The 5,236-nt window shown below is 45.2% G+C and carries 4 protein-coding genes; 2 read left to right on the plus strand and 2 right to left on the minus strand.

All coding sequences use genetic code 11. The features are described from left to right. Positions 1 to 101: 101 nt before the first annotated feature. Complete coding sequence (locus tag ACTRWF_RS19510) at positions 102 to 527, minus strand: hypothetical protein (RefSeq protein WP_462836086.1); 426 nt, start codon at positions 525 to 527, stop codon at positions 102 to 104. Positions 528 to 1,105: 578 nt separating this feature from the next. On the opposite strand from ACTRWF_RS19510, the gene ACTRWF_RS19515 reads away from it, so the two are divergent. After that, entirely contained in the window at positions 1,106 to 2,143 is a 1,038-nt protein-coding gene (locus tag ACTRWF_RS19515) for an IS110 family RNA-guided transposase (RefSeq protein ID WP_462836087.1), read from the plus strand. 257 nt (positions 2,144 to 2,400) lie between these two features. On the opposite strand, the gene ACTRWF_RS19520 is transcribed toward ACTRWF_RS19515, so the two are convergent. Then, the gene (locus tag ACTRWF_RS19520; protein WP_462836088.1) at positions 2,401 to 2,877 is read right to left on the minus strand and encodes a hypothetical protein; all 477 of its coding nucleotides are present in this window, start codon (positions 2,875 to 2,877) and stop codon (positions 2,401 to 2,403) included. Positions 2,878 to 3,514: 637 nt separating this feature from the next. On the opposite strand from ACTRWF_RS19520, the gene ltrA reads away from it, so the two are divergent. Continuing rightward, positions 3,515 to 4,849: a group II intron reverse transcriptase/maturase gene (gene ltrA, locus ACTRWF_RS19525; protein WP_462836089.1), complete on the plus strand. Its 1,335-nt coding sequence runs from the start codon at positions 3,515 to 3,517 to the stop codon at positions 4,847 to 4,849. Positions 4,850 to 5,236: the final 387 nt, after the last annotated feature.

Consider the following 5,236-nt stretch of genomic DNA (forward strand, 5'->3'; position numbering starts at 1 on the left):
TTTTCAATAACGGGCGCAGGCATGTTGGGCATAATGGCGAAGCCGCCCTGCGTGTATGCGTCCCAGCGAACGCAGTGAGTGAGTTTATTGAGTTGTTATGTTCACTTTGTTGAAAACTCCTTGAGGATCTCCATTGTTGGCGTAGGCTTTGTAACCCACTCCCCGTTTTCCATTATTTTCATTGTTTCGTTAAAGCCGCCTTGCGAATTGAAATAGTCAGCAACTTCCATATAAAAGTCTTTGATGAGTTGGTCTTCTCGTTCACTGGTGGGCGGAATTCTAAAAGAGTCTACCAAAAGCACTTTCATTGATACATGACTTCTTAAAGAGGTTCTGGCTTTTTCGATTTCTCCATCTTCGATGTTTTTTAAAGCGTAGAGCATGAATCTTCCATTATCTACGTGCTCCTTCGCGAAGCTAGCTGCATCAGTAGATGTCATTAAGTATATAGACGTGATAAAGCCAAGAATGAAGACCACAATGGTGAAAATGCCGCCAGAAATGCCAATTAAGATTTTTGATTTCATAATTCGTCCTTGTGAACATAACTTTTCAATAACGGGCGCAGACATGTGGGGCATAATGGCGAAGCCGCCCCGCGTGTATGCGTCCCAGCGAACGCAGTGAGTGTGTTGATTGAGTTGTTATATGCGTACAATTTAAAACCTTTTATACATCCACTCTAATAAAAACAAACCTTAGCTACATAGAGGATGATATTTGTTTTAGGTAATTATTTATTTGCCCATCGGTAACAATAGAACCACCCAACAGGTGGAATCAAGAAGTTGAGCAAGACAGCGTAAATGGCAACCAACCCGATATTGTCAGCTTTTCCTTTAGCGAATTTGATGGTAAAGAAAATTACAACTAAAGCGAGAATGAAGAGTACTTGCCCCCAAAATGTAGCGTTTAGATTCATAAAATTCCTTATTGATGAGCTTCCTGAAAAGCATATAACGCCCCGATAACGGGCGAATGCTTGCTGCGAAAATGGCGGAGCCGCAGCAAGTATGCGTCCCAGCGAGATAATTGGACTCCCCAACCTAATAGGTTGGTCTAACATTTACGTTGTCACACACAAAGGTTAGATAGGAGTCCATCTATGTATAATATGCTCACTGGTGTAGATTTAGCAAAAAAAGAGATCCAGGTTTGTGTCGCCAAATCGAATAAGATAGTTCGTAATATGCCGATGACGCCCACTGCTTTTTCTAATTGGCTAGCCACTCAAAAACCAATGACAGTTGTTTTTGAAGCGTGTGCGACGTCAAATTATTGGTATCAATGTGCGCGTGAATACGGGCATGATGCCCGTTTAATATCAGCTAAGCTTGTATCGAATATTCGTCAAAACCAAAAGACTGATAAGAACGATGCTGAAGCGGTTTTACAGGCATCACAACTTAGTAACGTGAATTTTATTAGCGGGAAGTCTAAGGAGCAGCAGGAGCTTCAATCACTTGTCCGTATGCATCAACTATCAGTAAAGCATAAAGTTGCTTACGGGAATCAACTCTGTTCGTTACTTTTAGAGTTCAACATTAAGTTGTCACCAACAGATGCGGGTTTGAACAGTGCAATACAGTCGATATTGGAAGATGCAGAAAATGGATTTAGCGCGATATTCAGAGAGGCATTACACACGGCATGGCATCAATATCTCAAGAGTATAGAGCTCGTAAAACACTACGAAAAGAGTGTAGCTAGAGCCAGCAGAGCATCAGAAGCTTGCAAAAATCTCATGAAGATAGAAGGTGTTGGCCCGACAAAAGCGGTTAACCTGTACATAGCGCTAGGTTGTTGTGAGTTAGGCGTTTTCAAAAAAGCCCGAGACGCTGCTGCGTGTATCGGTTTAACGCCAATACAACATTCTTCAGGTGGTAAAGTGCGTTTGGGGTCTATAGGTAAAAATATACGGAACTCGTCATTGCGCGCTAACTTGGTCGCAGGTGCGATGTCAGCAATAAACCAGGCGGTTAAACGTGATTCGCGAACGAAGAAAGATGAATGGATTAAAGGGCTAGTAGAGCGGAGAGGTAAACGTTGTGCAGCTGTAGCGCTGGCCAACAAAACAGTTAGAACAGCATTTTCGTTGCTACGCAACGGAACTGATTACAAAGCAGAGCTATTATCTGCTTAGTTTAGTTTTAAGTTAACAACTAAATGCGCCATACAAGATAAAAATCAGCTTGGTAAGCCAGTGCTGCGCTCAGGGCATAAAAGCCCGCCAGCGAGATGTGGCATCAAGTTCGCGTAAATATCATAGAGCCGGGATAGCTTCCCATTATGAGCTCGTACATAAGCACGCATTACATCTTGAACGGTAAAAATAGTTGTTGACTATGGGGAGTCCACATAAGCGCAGCGAGTGCCTTTAGTGGCTTGTTAGCTGCCGAACTACTCTAAGTCTTCATCGTAAATACGAGTAAAGTTTTCAAACTCTGTACCTACAAGGTCTTTTTCAATGATGCGCCTAGCAACCTCAAAATCGACAACGTAATTACATACTTCCATAGTATCACTGCCAATACTTCCGCCATCACAGTGTCCTAAGCCAGTCCATCCAAGTGTTTCATTTAGACGATCTTGAAGCCTTGCTCTTTTTTCTAGATCTTGTGGTGTCCCAAATCCGTCTACAGAATACTCAACCATAAGGGTAAATTCTTGCTCGACTTGACTGAATCCATTAGCGACTAAATCATCAATTTCCTTTTGAATAGCTTTCTGTGGATTTTTAAACAGGCCATTTTTTAGAACTTTACTCTCGCCAGTCGTACCGAGTTCTCCCCAGTGAACCGTATGAGATCCATCATCATTTGGCCAAGTTTCCCAGTATTCCTTTTTCTCTTCAGAGAAGAGATATAGTTTTAGCACAAAATATCCTATAGGCAGCTAACATTAAGCTAAGCGGCGCAGTTGCGTGGGGCATAATGGCGAAGCCGCCCCGCGTAAATGCGTCCGAGCGACCGAAGGGAGTGGTCTTAAGCGCCTTGTGTACGCCCAGCATGGGCATGAACTAATGAGGTGAAAGTCCTCTGTAGGAAGATCACCGTTGTTTAACACACTGTTATTCAACGCTAACTACTAGCGAATGGCAAGGGCTAAATCGTGAGAGATAGTCTGGAGGAAGCCGCTAGCAAATCTGCGAGCTGATGAACAAGAACATCGTATGAGGCGTAGGCTGAAGGTGAGTTGGCACAAGACAACGAAACCATGTGATCTAACGGACACCGTAAATGATGCAGCAGTGCAGAGACAGTGCATGCTCTTATCTGGGGAGATCTGCTTTACGAGCGATCGGTAATTACCAGTGAGGCTCTGGTCTACAAGTGCCTTGGCGCAGAGGAAAGGCATCATCCCCTGCGAGCGAATTCGATGCAAACCGATAGCGCCGACACAGGTAACTGTGGCGGTGATAAAGCAGAAGTCAGCAGACGGCATAGTAGCCAAATGCTCAGCGTAATGGTTGGGATACGGCCAAGGCCGGAACATTTAGAACAAAGGAGGAGCCTTGTCAGACTTGAACACACGAATGCCGTCCGGTAGTGACGTGACTCAGCGTACTGATGAGCAGCCAGCCTTTAGCGCAGATCTACTCGAACTTTTTCTCCAGCCTTCCAATCTTGTGTCGGCATGGACACAGGTTCGAGCCAACAAAGGGGCTGCTGGCATTGATGGCATGACCATTGATGACTTCCCCGCTTGGGCAAACGCCGGAAACTGGAAACGTGTTATGACTGAGCTTCGCTCAGGCCAATACCAACCTTCACCGGTGAAACGCGTTGAGATTGACAAACCTGATGGCGGAAAACGTCAATTAGGGATCCCAACTATCGTTGATCGTGTGATCCAACAAGCGATTGCCCAAGTCCTTACGCCTATTTTCGACCCAACCTTCTCAGATAATAGTTTTGGGTTCAGGCCACATCGAAATGGGCAACAAGCAGTGAAGCAGGTAAACAGCATTATCAAAACGGGACGCCGTTTTGCCGTGGATGTTGATCTGTCTAAGTTCTTTGACCGCGTTAATCACGATTTACTCATGACCTACCTTGGCTATAAAGTGAAAGATAAGCGATTGCTTAAACTGATTAAACGTTACTTACGAGCTGGGGTTATCGATAACCAGTTTTATAGTGAGAGTCGAGAAGGTGTTCCTCAGGGCGGGCCATTATCGCCGCTGTTGGCAAACATCATGCTAGACCCATTGGACAAAGAGCTTGAGAAACGGGGTCACGAATTTGCACGATATGCGGACGATTTTACCATACTGGTAAAGACGCCCCGTTCGGGTGAACGCGTGCTCAACAGTATCAGCAGATTCCTGCGCCACCGCTTGAAGTTAGTTGTTAATACAACCAAAAGCCACGTCGTTAAAACCAGTGAAAGCAAATTCCTTGGATTTACCTTCAAGGCAGGCCGCATTCAATGGCATCCGAAGACCCTGATGAAGTTTAAGCAACAGGTTCGACGATTAACGAACCGCAACTGGGGCGTATCGATGCAATACCAACTCTTTAAACTCAGTCAGTATTTACGAGGCTGGATAAATTACTTTGGTATCGCCAGTGGATATCAGCGCTGTGTAGAACTGGATCACTGGATCCGGCGCAGAGTGAGAATGGCTTACTGGCGTCAGTGGCGAAAACCGCGCACCAAAGTACGACATTTAATGAGACTGGGCGTGCATGTTCAAGCTGCGGTAGCGTGTGGTATCACCAGCAAAGGGCCATGGCGTAGTGCAAAATCTCCGGGGATCAATCAGGCTTTATCACTTGATTACTTGAAATCCGAAGGGCTTTATTCACTACGTGATGGATGGATTGCGCTTCACTATCCTAAATGAAACGCCCTGTGCGGAGCCGCATGCAGGGTGTTGTGGGGGCTGGAGGCTAGATACCTCCGGCTACCCGATTATAAGCAGAGCCAGTTCCTTTGGTCTTTTTTAAAAACTGTTGAAGCCAGCATACGATTGATTGTTAACACAAACAAGCAAAACGACTGTGCAGTGATGTTTTTGATTTGACCGAAGCTAGCCGCCATCTGAGCTATCGAGTGTAATGGCGCTTGCTGGCTGAAAATAAGAACTTGGCGATAAAGCGCCTATTACACTACCTTTGAATTGAAAGCGGCGGATTTAAACCACAAGCCAGAGCGATGCTAATGAAAACAGGTGAGGGCAGTTACACTGGGATTTGTATTAAGCCAAACGCAGTTTAGGCTGCCGCCTTAT

Source organism: Alteromonas sp. G5_S2_22_S1, from assembly GCF_054968525.1.